Below are 16,791 nucleotides of genomic sequence, written 5' to 3'. Positions count from 1 at the left end.
GCAGGCTGGCCCGCAGGGTGCATGCCAGGATGGCATGCATACATGTGCCGGACTCGCGACAGAAGAAAACCACAGGAAGTGGTTTTCTTCACAAGCTCTGACGCTTCCTCCCGCGGAGAATCTCCTCATGTTCAAGCACATCCTGCTGCCCACCGACGGTTCCGAACTGTCGCTGCGCGCGGTCGACACCGGCATCGAACTGGCTGCCCGGCTGGGCGCGCGCGTGCACGCCTTCCATGCGCTGGTGCCGTTCCCCGCCACCGTCTACTTCGCCGAGTTCATCCAGGCCAGCGAGGCGACCTACACCCGCGAGGCGGTGGCCAGCGCGGAGGCCTACCTGGAGGAGGTGCGCCGGCGGGCGCAAGCGGCCGGGGTTCCCTGCGAGAGCAGCCATGAAGTGGACGCACGCCCCTTTGCCGCCATCGTCGGCGCCGCGAAGAAGCACCAATGCGACCTGATCGTGATGGCTTCGCACGGCTGGCGCGGCTTCGACCGGCTGCTGCTGGGCAGCGAGACGCACAAGGTGATCCTCAACGGCGACGTGCCGGTGCTGGTTTGCCGCTGAACCGCTCCCTCGCGCGGCGCGCCCTGCCCACCGGCGCGGCGCGGAAACGCGCATGAGCACCGCCCGGCCGCCCCGCCCCGCCAGCCTGGCCGGGCTGGACCCGGCCGAGGCGGCCCGCCGGCTGGCCGAACGCGGTCCGAACCTGCTGCCCGGCAGCGCGCCGCGGACGCTATGGTCGATGGTCGCCGGCGTGCTGCTGGAACCGATGTTCCTGATGCTGCTGGTGGCCGGCGGCCTGTACCTGGCGCTGGGCGACCGCGCCGAGGCGGCGTTCCTGCTGTCGTTCGTGTTCGTCGTCATCGGCATCACGCTGGCACAGGAGCGCAAGACCCAGCGGGCCCTGGAATCGCTGCGCGAGCTGTCCGCGCCGCGCGCGCTGGTGATCCGCGGCGGCCAGGAGATCCGCGTCCCCGGCCGCGAGGTGGTGGTGGGCGACCTGCTGGTATTGCATGAGGGCGACCGCATCGCCGCCGATGCGCGGCTGCTGGACGGCCACCTGGACGTCAACGAATCGCTGCTCACCGGCGAGGCGGTGCCAGCCACCAAGCTGCCCGGCGAGGACGCCGGCCAGCTGTTCGCCAGCACCGTGGTGACCAAGGGCGTGGGCGTCGCCGAGGTTCATGCCATCGCCGGCGCCACCGCGGTGGGCCATATCGGCCAGGCGCTGGCCGATACCGTCGAGCCGGTGTCCGGCCTGCAGCAGGCCTCGCGCCGGCTGATCCGCAACCTCACCGTCGGCGGACTGCTGCTGGCCGCGGCCTACGCCCTACTCGGCTGGCTGTGGGACGGCCACGGCCTGCTGCAGAGCGTGCTGGCCGGCATCGCGCTGACCATGGCGATCCTGCCGGAGGAGATCCCGGTGATCCTCACCGTGTTCCTCGCGCTGGGCGCGTGGCGGATCTCCAGGCACAAGGTGCTCACCCGCCGCGTGCCTGCGGTGGAGGCGCTGGGCGCGATCTCGGTGCTGGCGGTCGACAAGACCGGCACGCTGACCCAGAACCGCATGCAGGTGGCCGAATGGCGGCTGGTCGACGGCAGCTCGCACGAGCAGGATGCGACCGAACTGCCCGAGCCGTTCCACGAACTGGTCGAGTTCGCCATGCTGGCCACCCCGGCCGACCCGTTCGACCCGATGGAGAAGGCGATCCAGCAGTCCGGCCTGCGCTGGCTCACCGACACCGAACACGTGCACGCCGAATGGGCGCCGGAATTCGAGTACGCGCTGTCGCCGGAGATCCTGGCGATGACCCACGTGTTCCGCGGCGACGCGCGCGACACCCACCTGCTGGCGACCAAGGGCGCGCCGGAGGCGGTGATCGACCTGTGCCACCTGGGCGCCGCCGACGCCGCGGCCATCCTGCGCCAGGTCGAGGCGATGGCCGAGCGCGGCCTGCGCGTGCTCGGCGTGGCCCGCGGCGAATGGCGGGGCGCGGCATGGCCGCGCAGCCAGCACGATTTCGACTTCCGCTTCCTCGGCCTGGTCGGCTTCGTCGACCCGCCGCGGCCGGAGGTGCCGGCGGCGATCGCCGAATGCCGCGGCGCTGGCGTGCGCGTCATCATGATGACCGGCGACCATCCCGCCACCGCCCGCGCGATCGCCCGCCAGGTGGGGCTGAGCGAACGCGCCGAGGTGATCACCGGGGCGGAGATGGCGCTGCTGGACGACGCCGCACTGCGCCAGCGCCTGCGTCACGTCGACCTGTGCGCACGGCTCAAGCCCGAGCAGAAGCTGCGCCTGGTGCAGCTGCTGCGCGAAGACGGCGAGGTGGTGGCGATGACCGGCGACGGCGTCAACGACGCGCCCGCGCTGAAGGCCGCCGACGTCGGTGTCGCGATGGGCGAGCGCGGCACCGACGTGGCGCGCGAGGCGGCGGCGCTGGTGCTGCTGGACGACAGCTTCGCCAGCATCGTCAGTGCGATCCGCCAGGGCCGGCGCATCTACGACAACATCACCAAGGCCACCCGCTTCGTGTTCGCCGTGCACATGCCGATCATCGCGCTGGCGCTGGTGCCCACCCTGCTGCACTGGCCGGTGCTGCTGATGCCGGTGCACATCGTGCTGCTGGAACTCCTGATCGACCCGGCCTGCTCGGTGGTGTTCGAGGCCGAGCCCGCCGCCGACGACATCATGCGGCGGCCGCCGCGCGCGCCATCGGACTCCCCGTTCGCCGCCGCCAACCTGCGCCATGCGGTAGTGCAGGGGCTGGGCTTCGCCGCCATCCTGCTGCTCGGCTACGGCCTGCTGCTCGGCCAGCGCCTCGACGCCGCGCAGAGCCGCAGCGCGGTGTTCGTCGCACTCGTGCTCGGCCTGTTCCTGCTGACCCTGGCCAACCGCGACCTGTCCCGTCCGGCGCTGGCTTGTGCAACGGGAGCTAACCCATGGCTGGGGCGGATGTTCGGCGGCGTGGTGCTGATGCTGGCCGCGGTGCTCGGCATGCCGTTCCTCCGCGAAGTGATGGGGCTGGGCGTTCCGCACCTCATCGCGATACCCGGCACCCTGGGCATGCTTGTCGCCACCGTCGCATGGCTGGAGATCCTGCGCCGGACACGCCGTGCCGGCACCCGTACGCCGGCGCGGGCATGATGCGAGAGTCCGGCGAACTGCCTCCCTGAGGAAACACCGCATGATCATCTACAGTTGCCACGGCGCCGCCAAGCAGGTGACCGGTTCCTGCCACCTGGTCACCTGCAACGACCGCCGCGTGCTGATCGACTGCGGCATGTTCCAGGGCAGCGACGAGGTTGAGCAGGCCAACGCCGAGCCGTTCGGCTTCAACCCGGCCGGCATCGACGTGCTGCTGCTCACCCATGCCCACCTGGACCATTGCGGCAGGATCCCGCTGCTGGTGCGCCGGGGTTTCCGCGGACGCATCCTCACCACCGCCGCCACCCGCGAACTGGCGCGGGTGGTGATGCTGGACGCCGCCGGCCTGCAGGAGGAGGACGCACGCCGCGCGCAGCGCAACAACCGCCGCGGCGAGGCGCTGGCGCCGCCGCTGTACACGCTGGACGACGCGCTGCACGCGCTGGATTTCTTCGGCCCGGATGTCGGCTATGGCGACACCGTGCCGGTCGTCGAGGGCGTCACCGCGCGCTTCCTCGATGCCGGCCACATCCTCGGCTCGGCCTCGGTGCTGCTGGAACTGGACGACGGCGGGCAGCACCGCCGCATGCTGTTTTCCGGCGACCTCGGCAACCCGGGCCGCCCGCTGCTGCGCGACCCGACACCCGCGCCGGCCGCCGACTACGTGGTGATGGAAAGCACCTATGGCGACCGCCCGCACCGCTCGGTGCCCGACTCCGTCGACGAGATGTACCGGGCCATCCGCGAGACGGTGAACCGGCGCGGCAACGTGGTGATCCCCACCTTCGCGCTGGAGCGCACCCAGGAGATCCTCTACTACCTGCACCGCGGCATCCGCGACGGCGCGATCCCCGCGCATGTGCGGGTATTCCTGGATTCGCCGATGGCGATCTCCGCCACCGAGATCTTCCGCCGCCACCCGGAATGCTTCGACGAACGCTTCCTGGACGAGCTGCGACACGACGATCCGTTCGCCATGCCCGGCCTGCACTTCACCCGCGAGACGGCCGAGTCGATGGCGATCAACAACGTCGATGGCGGCGCGATCATCCTGGCCGGTTCGGGCATGTGCAACGGCGGCCGCGTGCGCCATCACCTCAAGCACAACCTGTGGCGCGAACGCAGCAGCGTGGTGTTCGTCGGCTACGCCGCCGAAGGCACGCTGGCGCGGCGGATCATCGACGGCGCGCCCAGCGTGCGCGTGTTCAACGAGGAAATCCCGGTGCGCGCACAGGTGTGGACGATCAACGGTTTCTCCGCGCACGCCGACCAGCCCTCGCTGCTGGCCTGGCTGGGCGACGCGCCGCGGCGCAAGGTATTCCTGGTGCACGGCGAATACGAGCGCGGCATGCGGGCGATGCAGGAAGCGCTGGAAGCGCGCGGCGTCGCCGTCCAGCTGCCCGGCCTGCACGAGCCGATCAAGATCGGCTGAACCGACGGCCGCAGTCTCAACGACCGCGCCCTTCGCGCCGAAGCGCATGCAGGGGCGCCGCTGCCCAGCCGCACCTGTGGCGCCTGCCGTCGATGCAGCAACGCTTGACCTGGATCAGACGCACCGCCCCACGGCGTACCTATAGTCGACCCGTCCCACGCGCGGCCCTCCGTCAGGGGAGAGGGCCCGGCGGTTTTCGGCGTTGCCTGGCAATGCGTCAAACCAACTCTCGGGGGTAATCGTGCGATGCAACGGATCACTGATCTGACGATTTCGGTGCTGGCCTGCGTGGCCGCGTTCCTGCTTTCGTGGCCGTTCTGGCGGGATTTCGAGTACTGGCCGGAGTCGCACGCCGCCTGGCTGGTCTACTTCTGCGTCGGCTTCGCACTGTCGGTATACGTCTTCTACGTCTTCATCGGCAGCCTGCGCATCCTGTTCCTGCATGACGCCGCGCCGACCCCGGCCGGCGACGACCAGGCGAAGCGGTCATGAGCTGCGGAGTCGGCGGCAGCAGCTGCGAAACCCCACGGCGGCGCGGTGCGTTCGTGATGCTTGGCATCATGACGCTGGCCTTCGTCGTGCTCTCCCTCTTCTCGTTCATGAAATCGCGTGGCCAGGTGACGCCGGGCGCGGTCAGTTACGGCCCGTACAAGGCCGAGGACGGCAAGCGGGTGTTCCAGGCCTACAACTGCATGGGTTGCCACACCATGGTGGGCAACGGCGCGTACCTCGGCCCGGACCTCACCCGCGAGTACGCGCAGGCCGGCCCGGCGTGGCTGGCCGCGTTCCTGCCGTCGGCGGGCAGCTGGCCCACGGCTGCCGCGGTGCGCGCGCAGTTGCAGGATCCCGTGCAGCACGCCGATACCGGCGCCGCCACGCTCAAGGCCTACGACGGCAAGTTCCCCGAGGCCGCGGATCGCGTCGGCCGGCGCGGCGGCAAGCCGAGCAACATGCCCAACCTGCCGCTGAGCAAGGACGAGATCGGCCAGCTGATCGCCTACCTCAAGTACACCTCGGCGATGAACACCGAAGGCTGGCCGCCGCGGGTGGAGGCCGAGGCCGGGCTCGACGAACGCGTGCGGCTGGCGCTCGGCGTGCAGGCGATCGCGCCGGCGACCGCCGCGCCCGTCGCCCCGCCCGCCGCGGTCGCGGCCGATCCGGCGGCGCGCGGCGCGCAGCTGGTGAAGGACAACGGCTGCACCGCCTGCCACGCCACGACGCGGCAACGCCTCGTCGGGCCCGGCTGGGGCGGCCTGTACGGCTCACGCGTCAGCCTCGCCGACGGCAGCAGCGTGGTGGCCGACGACGCCTACCTGGTCGAGTCGATCCGCCAGCCGAACGCGAAGATCGTGGCGGGTTATCCAGCCAGCGTGATGCCCGGCTACGACACCCTGCTGAAGAACGATGAAGTCGACGCCATCGTGGCCTACCTCCACTCCCTGGAGAAGCAGTGATGCAAATCGAATACCAGACGCAGCGGCTCAGCCTGCGCTTCTTCATGCTCATGCTGGTGCTGTTCCTGCTCCAGGTCGGCTACGGCCTGGTCCTCGCCACCCAGCATGTCGATCCCAGCGTGCAGGCCGGCACGATCAACTTCAACATCGCCCGCGCCGAGCATCTCAACCTGGGCATCCTGTGGATCCTGTCCGGCTTCATCGGCGCGATCCTGTTCGTCGCACCGCTGCTCGCCCGGCGCGAGATGGTGGCGCCATGGCTGATCAAGCTGCTGTTCTACGCGCTGATCGTCATCGTCGTGTGGAACTTCTTCACTCTGCGCCTGGCGCAGTACGGCATCGCCGGCTGGTGGCACGGACAGCCGTGGCTGCAGCAGGGGCTGGAGTACCTGGAGGCCGGGCGCATCGCCGGCGTATTGGTGCTGGTCGGCTTCGCGATCCTCGCCTACGTGGTGCTGCGCACCTTCCCGCCGGTGCGGCAGTGGAACGAGATCCACTGGGGACTGGGCCTCGGCGTGACGGCGCTGATGGCGGTGTGGGTGTTCGGCCTGTTCTACGTGGCGCGGCTGGACCTGCAGGAGTACTTCCGCTGGTTCGTCGTGCACTACTGGGTGGAGGGCGTGTGGGAGGTGATCCACATCAGCCTGGTCGGCTTCCTGCTGGTGCTGATGTTCAAGGTCGACATCAAATCGGTGGGCTTCGCGGTGTTCTGGGGCGTGGCGCTGGTGTGGCTGTCCGGGCTGATCGGCAACGCGCACCACTACTTCTGGATCGGCACGCCGGAGTTCTGGCAGTTCTGGGGCTCGCTGTTCAGCGCGCTGGAGCCGCTGCCGCTGGTGTTCTGCTTCTGGCACATCTACCTCGACGCGCACACCAACCGGCGCCCGCTGGAGAACGCGCCCGCGTTCTACTTCATCCTCGGCTCGGTGGTGCTGGAGCAGATCGGTGCCGGCATCCTCGGCTTCAGCATGACCTTCGCGCTGACCAATGTGTGGTCGCACGGCACCTGGGTGACGCCGGGACATGCCCACCTGGCGCTGTTCGGCACCTTCGGCATGCTGGGCATCGCCGCGGCGTATTACGCCGTGCCGATCATGCGCAAGGCACCCGACTACGACCAGCGGCTGGGCAAGCTCGGCTTCTGGCTGGTGCTCACCGGCGTGCTCGGCCTGGCGTTCGCCTTCGCGCTGGGCGGCACGGTACAGATCTACGTGTACCGCATCCTGGGCCTGGGCTGGTTCGGCGGCGACGTCTCACGCGCCATGGGCCTGTTCAAGCTGCTGTTGCCAATGTTCGGCGTCGTCTTCACGGTCGGCGCCGGGATCCTCGCCTACGACCTCTTCACGCTGGGTCGGCGGGTACGTGCGCCTGCCGCCGATCCGCGAAGCGTCCTCCACCGCGACGCGGCGTTGCCGCGCGGCAGCACCGGCTGGGGCCGCCCGCTGAGCGGGTTCGAGGCGGGCATCTGGCTGATGATGATGTGGGTGTTCGGTGGCGTCATCACGCTAGGCCTGCTCAGCTTCAACCTGCCGCGGGTACGCGTGCTTGCCGACCCGACCCTGCCCTACCTGCTGGCCGGCGTCGGCTATCCCGGCCTGCTGCTGGTGACGCTGGCCTTCGTCTGGCGCTTCCTGGCCTCGCTGGAGGCCCGCGCATCGCTGCCGTCGCCCACGGTCGCAGCCGATGCGCTGCTGCCGCTGCCGGTACGATCCTGAGCACGGCGTCGTCGCGGAAAGGCCACCGTCACCGGTGGCCTTTCCGTCACGCCGCGACGACGGTGCACGCGTTCAACCGGCCCGGCGCCCGGATCCCGGCAACATGCGCAACAGGGTGTTGTCGCGCGTCCAGTAGTGGTGGAACAGCGCGGCCGCGGCATGCAGGCCGACCAGGTAGTAGCCGATCGTGCCGATGGTCTCGTGGATCTCCTTGAGGGAGCCGGCCAGCGCCTTGTCCGCGCCCAGCAGCGGAGGCAGTTGCAGCCCGAAGAAGGGGATCGGCTTGCCGGCGGCGCTGAGGGTGAGCCAGCCGAGCAGCGGCATCGCCAGCAGGAAGGCGTACAGCGCCAGATGCATCAGCGCGGCCAGGCGCGCCTGCCACGCGGGCAGCGCCGGCCGGATCAGGGGTGCCGCCCCGGCCACCAGGCGCAGTGCCAGGCGCACGAAAACCAGCGCGAACACGCCCAGCCCCAGCATGAAGTGCCAGGTCTTCAGCGCCTCGCGCATGTCGCTCCCGCGCGGGTACATGCCGCGCAGCTCGATGCAGGCGTATACGGCCGCCAGCAACAGCAGCATCAGCCAGTGCATCGCCACCGACGGCGAGCCGTAACGATCCACCGTGTTCTTCCAGTTCATGAGGCCTCCGCTGATGCAGGGTCGTGGATGCTGCCGGACCCGGCATGCGGGTCGTGGCCCTGACGCGTGCAGTCTGCCGGCGCCGGCCCGCCGGTGACTTGAGCGTGGTCAAATGCGGAGCGGACCGCACACGGCAACACGCGAACGAGTCGCAACCACTCGCCCTGTGCGGTTCGGCCGCACCGGCCGCAACGTGGCGCAGCGGTCTTCCGTGCTAAGTTCGGATCCGGCGGGAGGGAGCCCCGCGAGGACCGTTCCCCAATCGATAGATGATGCCGATGGAACCCAGCACAAACGTCCTCGATCTGAACCTGCTGCGCCGCAGCTGCAGCTCCTGTGCGCTGAACGAGCTGTGCCTGCCCGCCGGCATCGGTGGCGACGACCTGACCCGGCTGGACGGCACCGTCAAGGACAAGCGCACGCTGGAGCGTGGCGGCGTGCTGTACCGCGACGGCGATCCGTTCAAGGCGCTCTATGTGGTGCGGTCGGGCTCGCTCAAGACCTTCGTGCAGAACGAGGCGGGCGACGCGCAGATCCTCGGCTTCCACCTGCCGGGCGAAATCATCGGCTTCGACGCACTGGCCTCGAACCGGCACGCCAGCCAGGCCGAGGCATTGGAGCGCTCCAGCATCTGCGAATTGCCCTATGCGCAACTGCAGCAGGTCACCAGCGAGGTGCCGGCGCTGCACCGCCAGCTGATGCGGGTGATCAGCCGCGAGGTGGTCGAGGAGCATCGGCACCTGGTGATGATGGGCCGGCAGCAGGCGCAGGAGCAGCTGGCGATCTTCCTGAAGAGCCTCGCCGACCGCTACGAGCGCCTGCAGCGCGATGGCGCCGCACTCACCCTGACCATGTCGCGCTACGACATCGCCAACTACCTCGGCCTGGTGGTGGAGACGGTCAGCCGCCTGTTCTCGCGGATGGAGGAGATGGGCGTGCTTGAGGTCAACCGCAAGGCCGTGCGCATCCTGCGCCCCGACCTGCTCGCCGATCTCTGCCGCAACGGCCACCCGACCGGATCCCGCCGGAACGACGCCGGCTGACCTCCCGCCTGCCTGGTTGACCGAGGTCAACAGCAGGCGGCACCGCGCGGCGTACAAATCGACCCTGCAAGGGACCGCGCCATGGCAGGCAGCCGCCTGGGCGCGGGAATCGACCGCGATCCATCCGTCATCGGGGCAGATCATGTCCAGCGCATACCAGACCAGCCACGGCAGCCCGGCCGCCACGCCCTTCGGCGCCATCGAGGGAACCCACTGGATCGAGACTCTCGCCGACGGCAGCCCGGTGCTGATACGTCCGCTGCGCCCGGACGACCGCCAGCGCGAAACGGATTTCATCAACCGGCTGTCCGGGGAAGCCTGTCGCTTCCGTTTCCTCGGCAGCATGAAGGGCGCCAACCTGGCGCTGATCGATTCGCTGATGGACGTGGATGCCCGGCAGCGGATGGCCTTCGTGGCGCTGGCCCACGACAACGGCGAGCTGCGCGAAGTCGGCGTGAGCCGCTATGCCGCCAGCGCCGACGACAAGCACTGCGAATGTGCGGTGACGGTCGCCGACGACTGGCGCCACCGCGGCCTGGCCGTGCTGCTGATGCGCCGCCTGATCGAGGCTGCGCGCAAGAACGGTTTCCGGCAGATGTTCTCGATCGACGCCGCCGGAAACGAACCGATGCGCGAGCTGGCCGCCTACCTGGGCTTTACCCGCCGGCTCGACCCGGATGATGCCACGCACGTCATCCATTCTTTCGAGCTCTGAATACCGCGCCGGCCCCAACCCTCGACCACCCCCATCACATGACAAGCCACGAGCAAGCCGATCCGTCGACACGCGTCACGCGTCCCGGCGACATCCTCGCGCTGGTCACCTCGGCCCGGCCATGGAGCCCCGCCGTCACCGCGGGCATCGCGATCGCCGCGCGCTGGGGCAGCAACCTCACCGGCTGCTTCATCGACCCGGCGCTGCGCGCGCACGCCACCGAGCCGACCGTGCTGGGCCTGCTGCTCGAAACGCGCCCCGAATCGGCCGACGAACTGACCGCATTCTGCGCCCTCGCGCGGCAGGCCGGCGTGCCGGTGCTGATGCAGCACTGACCCCGTATACGGCGGGTCCGGCAGGCGGCCCTATTCCCGCAGCAGTGTCTGCCCGATCTCGCGCAGCCGCGCCGGGTTCAGCAGCTCCAGCTCGCGCCCCTCGATCGAGATCAACTTCTGCGCGCGGAAGCGGCTCAGCACGCGGCTGACGGTTTCGGCGGCCAGCCGCAGGTAGTTGGCGATGTCGCCGCGCGACATGCTGAGATGGAAGCGGGTGGCGGAGAAGCCGCGCGCGGCGTAGCGGCTGGCCAGGTCGAGCAGGAACGCGGCCACGCGCTCGTCGGCGCTGTGGTCGCCGGCCAGCAGCGAGGCCGTGCCGAGCTCCTTGCTGAGCATGCGGAACAGGTGCTGCTGCACCGCCGGCACGCGCGAGGCCAGCGCGCTCATCGCGGGGAACGAGAAGCGGCAGAAGAAGGTGGTGTCCAGCGCCACCGCGTCACACGGGAAGTGCTCGGGGTAGATCGCGTTGAGGCCGATCACCTCGCCCGGCAGGTAGAAGCCGAGTACCTGCTCGCGGCCTTCCTTGTCGACCATGCAGGTCTTCACGGTGCCGCTGCGCACGGCGAAGATCGCCCGGAACGGATCGCCGGTGCGGAAGATGTGCTCGCCGGCGCGGAACGGCCCCACGTGCTCGACCAGGCATTGCAGCGCCGCCAGCTCGGGCTTGTGGTAGCCCGCCGCGATGCAGGCGCTGGAAAAGGCGCAGGTACCGCAGAAATGCGTTTCATCGCCGTCGTCGGCAATCGGGCTGGGCGGATCAGGCAGGCGACCTGCCGGGTACTTGGATTGCATGATGTCGGCCGTGCCGGTGGAGGCTGCGTTGGTCAGATCACGCGCGAGTATCGCGAGGCCCGGGCATTGTCGCCCAAGTAGGCATCGAAGCACATGGCGATGATACGCAGCAGCAGCCGGCCCTGCGAGGTCACCCGGATCTCGCGTGGACTCTCCAGCACCAGCCCGTCCTCCAGCAGCGGCAGCAGGCGCTGCCGCTCACGCTCGAAGTACTCGTCGAACAGCAACCGGTGGCGCACGCCGAAGGCCTGCTTGTCGAGCACGCCATGGCACATCAGCTCGTTGATCAGCTCGCGCCGGATCAGGTCGTCCTCGTCCAGCTGCAGGCCGCGCATCAGCGGCAAGCGGCCCGCGTCCAGCGCCGCGTAGTAGCCGATCAGGTCGCGCGCGTTCTGGCTGTAGCTGTCGCCTATGCGGCCGATTGCGCTGACGCCGAGGCCGACGATGTCGCAGTCGCCGTGTGTCGAGTAGCCCTGGAAATTGCGCTGCAGGGTGCCGGTGCGCTGCGCCAGCGCCAGTTCGTCGTCGGCGCGCGCGAAATGGTCCATGCCGATGTAGACGTAGCCGGCCGCGCTGAGCTGCTCCAGTGCGCGCCCGAACAGCGCCAGCCGGGTGGCCGCGTCCGGCAGCTCGGACGCCTCGATCTGCCGCTGCGCCTTGAACATCTCCGGCAGATGCGCGTAGCCGTATACCGCCACACGATCGGGATTCAGCGCCACCACCTGCTCCAGCGTGCGGCTGAAGCCGTCCACCGTCTGCAGCGGCAGGCCGTAGATCAGGTCGACGCTGGCCGAGCGGAACGACGCCGCGCGCGCCGCCTCGATCACCTCGCGGGTCTGCTCGAAACTCTGGACCCGGTTGACCGCCTTCTGCACTGCCGGATCGAAATCCTGGATGCCCACCGAGATCCGGTTGAAACCCAGCTCGCCAAGGTTGCGCACGTAGGCGCCGTCGGCGAAGCGCGGGTCGATCTCGATGCCGTATTCGCGGTCCGCCTCGTGGCTGAAGCTGAAATGCCGCGCCAGCGACTCCAGCAGTTCGCCCATGTGCGCCGCGTCGAGGAAGTTCGGCGTGCCGCCGCCGAAATGCAACTGGCGTACCGGGCGGTCGCGGTCGAACAGCGGCGCGATCAACTCGATCTCGCGGTACAGCCGCTCGAGGTAGCGGTCCGCCTGGGTCGCGTCGCGGGTGATCACCCGGTTGCAGCCGCAGTAGAAGCACGGGCTCATGCAGAACGGCACATGCACGTACACCGACAGCGGGCGCGGGATCGGCTCCTCGTTGGAGGCGCGGATCACCGCGCGCAGGGCCGCCTCGTCGAAGTCGGCGCGGAACTGCGGCGCCGTCGGATAACTGGTGTAACGCGGCCCCGCCACGTCGTAGCGGGCGATCAGCGCCGGGTCGAATTCGGGAGGAGTGATGGGAATGGCCATGCTGGCGAGTCTGTCGACGCGCCGCCCGGCGTGCCTTGATCCGGGTCAATTGCCGCCATATCGCGGCGAGATGCCGCAGCAGCCCGCCGGCGCGCTACCGCTGGTACGGGACCACCTGCTGCTCGATCGAACCGAAGATCGAGGCGCCGGCGGCGTCGGTGACGTCGATCTTCAGGCGGTCGCCGAACTTCAGGAACGGGGTGGTCGGATGGCCGTCGCGCAGGGTTTCCACCGTGCGCTGCTCGGCCAGGCAGGAAGCGCCCTTGCCGGTGTCCTCGTTGGCGATGGTGCCGGAGCCGACGATGGTGCCGGCGGTGAGCGGGCGGGTCTTCGCCACGTGGGCGACCAGTTCGGCGAAGCTGAACTGCATGTCGACGCCGCACTCGGCTTCGCCGAACCACGCGCCGTTGAGCCAGGTGCGCATCGGCAGGTGCAGCTTGTCGCCGGACCACGCCGCGCCGAGTTCGTCCGGCGTGACCAGTACCGGCGACAACGCCGAGCGCGGCTTGCTCTGCAGGAAGCCGAAGCCCTTGGCCAGCTCGCCCGGGATCAGCCCGCGCAGACTGACGTCGTTGACCAGGCCGACCAGCTGGATGTGTTCGGACGCCTGCGCCGGCGTGGCCGCCATCGGCACGTCGTCGGTGACCACCACCACCTCGGCCTCCAGGTCGATGCCGAAATCCTCGCTGGGCACCACCACCGGATCGCGCGGTCCGAGGAAGCCGGCACTGGTGGCCTGGTACATCAGCGGATCGGTGTAGAAGGACTTCGGCACCTCGGCGCCGCGGGCGCGGCGCACGCGCTCCACGTGCGGCAGGTAGGCCGAGCCGTCGACGAATTCGTACGCGCGCGGCAGCGGCGAGGCGAGCGCGGCGATCTCCAGCGCGAACGCACCCGTCGCCGTGCCGGCATTCAATGCATCGGACAGCGCGTTGAGCCGTGGTGCGGCGTTCGACCAGTCATCCAGCGCCGCCTGCAGCGTCGCGGCGATGCCGCTGGCCCTGACCGCGCGCGTGAGGTCGCGGCTGACCACCACCAGCGTGCCGTCGCGGCCGCCTTCCTTGAGGGATCCGAGTTTCATCGTGCTGCCTTGTGTCGGGTGCGTGGGTCGGTCGGGTTCACGGCGCGAAGTGCTTGCTGATGTCCTGCCAGCACCGATAGTAATCGTGCTGCAATTGCGGCGAGTCCAGCGCCTGCCGCGTGGGGCGGATCACCTTGCGCGTCTCGAACATGAAGGCCATGGTGCCGCCGATCACGTCCGGCTTCGACAGGTCCGCGTGCGACGCCTTCTCGAACGTGGCGGCGTCCGGGCCGTGCGCGCTCATGCAGTTGTGCAGCGAGGCGCCCCCGGGCACGAAGCCCTCGGCCTTGGCGTCGTACACGCCGGTGATCAGGCCCATGAACTCGCTGGCCACGTTGCGATGGAACCACGGCGGCCGGAACGTGTGCTGCGCCACCAGCCAGCGCGGCGGGAAGATCGCGAAATCCACGTTCGCCGTGCCGGGCGTGTCGCTGGCCGAGGTCAGCACGGTGAAGATCGACGGGTCGGGGTGGTCGACGCTGATCGAGCCGATCGCGTTGAAGCGGCACAGGTCGTACTTGTACGGCGCGTAGTTGCCGTGCCAACCCACCACGTCCAGCGGCGAGTGGCCGATGTTCGCGGTCCACAGCCCGCCCTGGAACTTCGCCACCAGCTCGAACGCACCCTCGACGTCCTCGTATGCCGCATGCGGGGTAAGGAAGTCGCGCGCATTGGCCAGGCAGTTCGAGCCGATCGGGCCCAGCTCAGGCAGGCGCAGCGGCGCGCCGAAGTTCTCGCAGACGTAGCCGCGCGCGCCGCCATCGGGGAGGTCCACGCGGAAACGCACGCCACGCGGGATCACCGCGATCTCCTGCGGCTCGACCTCGATCACGCCCAGTTCGGTGGCCAGCCGCAACCGACCCTGCTGCGGCACGATCAGCAGCTCGCCGTCCGCGTCGTAGAAGAACCGCCCCTGCATCGAGCGGTTCGCCGCGTAGAGGTGGATGCCGATGCCGCCCTGCTCGGCCGGGCCGCCGTTGCCGGCCAGGGTGACCAGGCCGTCGACGAAGTCGGTCGGCGCGGCTGGCAGCGGCAGCGGGTCCCAGCGCAACTGGTTCGGCGTGGCCGGCGCCTCGTCGAAACGGTTGTGGAAAGTGGCATGCGCCAGCTGCCGGAACGGCTGGTGCACCGCCGCCGGGCGGATCCGGTACAGCCAACTGCGCCGGTTCAGGTGCCGCGGCGCGGTGAACGCGGTGCCGGACAACTGCTCCGCATACAGCCCGTGCGCCACACGCTGCGGCGAGTTCTGACCCACCGGCAGCACGCCGGGGATCGCCTCGCTGGCGAATTCGTTGCCGAAGCCGGATTGGTAATCGCCGCTGATGTCAGCCATACGCACGCCTTTGGCTCTTAGAGCCCCTCTCCCGCCGGGAGAGGGGTTGGGGTGAGGGTTCGGCTGTCGGCAACATCCACAATCGCTTCCAGCACCGCTTGCATCTGTTGCAGAACTTCGTTGTCCCAATAGCGCAGTATTCTCAGGCCTTTCCTCTCGAGAAACCGGGTGCGCTCACGGTCGACTTCATCGTTGTGCTGCGAGCCGTCAACTTCCACTACCAGCTTTCGCGACTCGCAATAGAAATCGACGATGTAGGGCGGGATGGGATGCTGGCGACGGAATTTCAGTCCGTTCAATCGTCCGGCACGCAATTGATACCAGAGTTTGTGTTCGGCATCGGTTCCGCTCCGACGCAGATCTCTCGCGTGCTGGCGTGCTCCCGTAGGCAATGGCGGTTTGATGCTACTCGGCATATCCGTATCCCCACCTCAACCCCGCACCCTCACCCCAACCCCTCTCCCCATGGGAGAGGGGCTTTCGGAGCTCAAAGCACCCCACGTTTCATCTGGTCGCGCTCGATCGACTCGAACAGCGCCTGGAAATTGCCTTCGCCGAAACCCTCGTTGCCCTTGCGCTGGATGATCTCGAAGAAGATCGGGCCGATCGCGTTCTGGGTGAAGATCTGCAGCAGCTTGCGTTGGTGGGTTTCCGGGTCGGCGTCGATCAGGATCCTGTTTTTCGCCAGCCGCGGCACGTCCTCGCCGTGGTCGGGCACGCGCACGTCGATCACCTCGAAATACGCGTCCGGCGTGTCGAGGAATTCCACCCCGGCTTCGCGCATCCGCTCCACCGTAGCGTAGATGTCGTCGGTGAAGCAGGCGATGTGCTGGATGCCTTCGCCGTGGTAGGCGTCGAGGTATTCGTTGATCTGGCTCTTCGGATCGCTCGACTCGTTGAGCGGGATGCGCACGATGCCGTCCGGCGCGGTCATCGCCTTGGACACCAGGCCGGTCTTGGCGCCCTTGATGTCGAAGTAGCGGATCTCGCGGAAGTTGAACAGCTTCTCGTAATAGTCCGACCACTGCTGCATGTTGCCGAAGTACAGGTTGTGGGTGAGGTGGTCGATGAAGGTGAGCCCGAAGCCGTTCGGGTCCTGCGCGGCGCCCTCGATCGGCGCGTAGTCGCCGTCGTAGATGCTGCCGGCGCTGCCGTAACGATCGACCAGGTACAGCATGCAGTCGCCGATGCCCTTGACCACCGGTGCGTTCACCGCCTTGCTCGCCTCCGCGGGCCCGATCGCCTCGCCGCCGTTGCCGAGCACGGCGGCATGCACCTGCGCGGCCGGCTTGCGGAAGCGGATCGCGAAACCGCAGGCGCTGGGACCGTGCTTCGCGGCGAAGTCGGCGGCGAACGAGTCCGGATCCTCGTTGACCAGGAAGTTCACGCCGTTCTGGCGGTACACGGTGATCGGCCGGCGCTTGTGCCTCAGCACGGCGCTGAAGCCCATCCGCTTGAACAGCACGTGCAGCTCGTTCGCGCGGCCGGCCGGGGCGGCGAATTCGACGAACTCGAAGCCGTGGATGCCCATCGGGTTCTCGAACGTGGTGACCTGCATGCCAAGGTTCGGTTGCGCGTTCATGGCGCTCTCCTGTCTGTCGGTGCACGATGGCCGCACGCAAGCGTGCCACCCGTGGATTAGTCTTACGTTATAGTTTCATATGAAACTATTT

General features: G+C 68.8%; 16 protein-coding genes. 9 read left to right on the top strand and 7 right to left on the bottom strand.

Annotated features, from left to right (window positions below; genetic code table 11):
• The first annotated feature begins 127 nt into the window (after positions 1-127).
• The 6 genes from AC1Q5A_RS14065 to AC1Q5A_RS14040 all read left to right on the top strand — a co-directional run bounded on the left by AC1Q5A_RS14065 (position 128) and on the right by AC1Q5A_RS14040 (position 7,750).
• Complete coding sequence (locus AC1Q5A_RS14065) at positions 128-565, top strand: universal stress protein (RefSeq protein WP_492701642.1); 438 nt, start codon at positions 128-130, stop codon at positions 563-565.
• A 52-nt stretch (positions 566-617) separates the two neighbouring features.
• The gene (locus tag AC1Q5A_RS14060; protein WP_492701640.1) at positions 618-3,149 is read left to right on the top strand and encodes a cation-translocating P-type ATPase; all 2,532 of its coding nucleotides are present in this window, start codon (positions 618-620) and stop codon (positions 3,147-3,149) included.
• A gap of 40 nt (positions 3,150-3,189) precedes the next feature.
• A complete protein-coding gene (locus tag AC1Q5A_RS14055; RefSeq protein WP_492701638.1) occupies positions 3,190-4,581 on the top strand; it encodes an MBL fold metallo-hydrolase RNA specificity domain-containing protein in 1,392 nt (463 codons plus the stop codon).
• Between the two features lie 246 nt (positions 4,582-4,827).
• A complete protein-coding gene (locus AC1Q5A_RS14050) occupies positions 4,828-5,073 on the top strand; it encodes a hypothetical protein (RefSeq protein ID WP_492701636.1) in 246 nt (81 codons plus the stop codon).
• A complete protein-coding gene (locus AC1Q5A_RS14045) occupies positions 5,070-6,035 on the top strand; it encodes a c-type cytochrome (protein WP_492701634.1) in 966 nt (321 codons plus the stop codon). Before AC1Q5A_RS14050 ends, AC1Q5A_RS14045 begins: the two co-directional genes overlap by 4 nt.
• Positions 6,035-7,750, top strand: coding sequence for a cbb3-type cytochrome c oxidase subunit I (locus tag AC1Q5A_RS14040; RefSeq protein WP_492701632.1), 1,716 nt, complete (start codon positions 6,035-6,037; stop codon positions 7,748-7,750). The genes AC1Q5A_RS14045 and AC1Q5A_RS14040 overlap by 1 nt, the downstream gene beginning before the upstream one ends.
• Positions 7,751-7,822: 72 nt before the next feature.
• On the opposite strand, the gene AC1Q5A_RS14035 is transcribed toward AC1Q5A_RS14040, so the two are convergent.
• Positions 7,823-8,386: a cytochrome b gene (locus tag AC1Q5A_RS14035; RefSeq protein WP_492701630.1), complete on the bottom strand. Its 564-nt coding sequence runs from the start codon at positions 8,384-8,386 to the stop codon at positions 7,823-7,825.
• Between the two features lie 278 nt (positions 8,387-8,664).
• Here AC1Q5A_RS14035 and AC1Q5A_RS14030 point away from each other — a divergent pair, with 278 nt between their 5' ends.
• The 3 genes from AC1Q5A_RS14030 to AC1Q5A_RS14020 all read left to right on the top strand — a co-directional run bounded on the left by AC1Q5A_RS14030 (position 8,665) and on the right by AC1Q5A_RS14020 (position 10,479).
• Positions 8,665-9,429, top strand: coding sequence for a cyclic nucleotide-binding domain-containing protein (locus tag AC1Q5A_RS14030; RefSeq protein WP_492701628.1), 765 nt, complete (start codon positions 8,665-8,667; stop codon positions 9,427-9,429).
• 142 nt (positions 9,430-9,571) lie between these two features.
• Positions 9,572-10,144, top strand: a complete 573-nt coding sequence (locus tag AC1Q5A_RS14025; RefSeq protein WP_492701626.1) for a GNAT family N-acetyltransferase — start codon at positions 9,572-9,574, stop codon at positions 10,142-10,144.
• A gap of 38 nt (positions 10,145-10,182) precedes the next feature.
• On the top strand, positions 10,183-10,479 hold the full coding sequence (locus AC1Q5A_RS14020) for a hypothetical protein (RefSeq protein ID WP_492701624.1): 297 nt from the start codon (positions 10,183-10,185) through the stop codon (positions 10,477-10,479).
• A gap of 30 nt (positions 10,480-10,509) precedes the next feature.
• On the opposite strand, the gene AC1Q5A_RS14015 is transcribed toward AC1Q5A_RS14020, so the two are convergent.
• The 6 genes from AC1Q5A_RS14015 to hppD form a co-directional block, all read right to left on the bottom strand.
• Complete coding sequence (locus AC1Q5A_RS14015; protein WP_492701622.1) at positions 10,510-11,271, bottom strand: helix-turn-helix domain-containing protein; 762 nt, start codon at positions 11,269-11,271, stop codon at positions 10,510-10,512.
• A 32-nt stretch (positions 11,272-11,303) separates the two neighbouring features.
• Positions 11,304-12,704: an oxygen-independent coproporphyrinogen III oxidase gene (hemN, locus tag AC1Q5A_RS14010; RefSeq protein WP_492701620.1), complete on the bottom strand. Its 1,401-nt coding sequence runs from the start codon at positions 12,702-12,704 to the stop codon at positions 11,304-11,306.
• 94 nt (positions 12,705-12,798) lie between these two features.
• Positions 12,799-13,785: a fumarylacetoacetate hydrolase family protein gene (locus tag AC1Q5A_RS14005; protein WP_492701618.1), complete on the bottom strand. Its 987-nt coding sequence runs from the start codon at positions 13,783-13,785 to the stop codon at positions 12,799-12,801.
• Between the two features lie 37 nt (positions 13,786-13,822).
• On the bottom strand, positions 13,823-15,118 hold the full coding sequence (hmgA, locus tag AC1Q5A_RS14000) for a homogentisate 1,2-dioxygenase (RefSeq protein ID WP_492701616.1): 1,296 nt from the start codon (positions 15,116-15,118) through the stop codon (positions 13,823-13,825).
• Positions 15,119-15,135: 17 nt separating this feature from the next.
• Complete coding sequence (locus AC1Q5A_RS13995) at positions 15,136-15,534, bottom strand: endonuclease domain-containing protein (protein ID WP_492701614.1); 399 nt, start codon at positions 15,532-15,534, stop codon at positions 15,136-15,138.
• A gap of 71 nt (positions 15,535-15,605) precedes the next feature.
• Positions 15,606-16,700, bottom strand: coding sequence for a 4-hydroxyphenylpyruvate dioxygenase (gene hppD / locus AC1Q5A_RS13990; RefSeq protein ID WP_492701612.1), 1,095 nt, complete (start codon positions 16,698-16,700; stop codon positions 15,606-15,608).
• Between the last annotated feature and the right edge of the window lie 91 nt (positions 16,701-16,791).

The sequence above is a fragment of the Rhodanobacter sp. GW835-FHT13D09 genome, from assembly GCF_058793995.1.
The sequence above is the reverse complement of the archived record's forward strand: the minus strand, read 5'-3'. Positions and strand labels throughout refer to the sequence as shown.